The sequence below is a fragment of the Paenibacillus sp. 01T422 genome (genome assembly GCF_056398785.1).
Window position 1 is genome coordinate 1 of sequence record NZ_JBFTQB010001668.1, and the last position, 435, is coordinate 435.

Consider the following 435-nt stretch of genomic DNA (forward strand, 5'->3'; position numbering starts at 1 on the left):
GGAGATGGTTACATGATCCGGATGACCATTCCCGCCATCTTCTGCGAAGCTGAACACATTCTCCACTTCATAACGCTGAAGGAATGAAATAACTCCTGCGACCAAATCATTGAAATTAATATTCGCCAACTGACCGTCCGCAAAGCCCAAATGTTCCACAATTGAAATCCCTAACACTTCAGCAGCAACTTTCATTTCTTCTTCCCTCAGCCTAGCAAGCTCCGACTTATTTGCCGCTCTCTCCAGCCCATGCCGACCTGCGTCTCCTCGTGTTGCTAGCAGCAAAGCAGGTCCGTTGCCTTCATCCGCATACTTGCGAATCAAGCATCCACTAAGAAATGTCTCATCGTCCGGATGCGCATAAATAAAACCATATTGAGTTCCCATCTTCCTCTTCACTCCGTTTTCTTTTATGTAAAATTTGCAGGCGGATAC

1 protein-coding gene is annotated in these 435 nt (G+C 46.4%); it reads right to left on the minus strand.

Features of this window, described 5'->3' with window-relative positions; all coding sequences use genetic code 11:
• Positions 1-387: PIG-L family deacetylase (locus AC1DUA_RS40700; RefSeq protein ID WP_477505023.1), on the minus strand; the 387-nt coding region annotated here is incomplete at its 3' end.
• Positions 388-435: the final 48 nt, after the last annotated feature.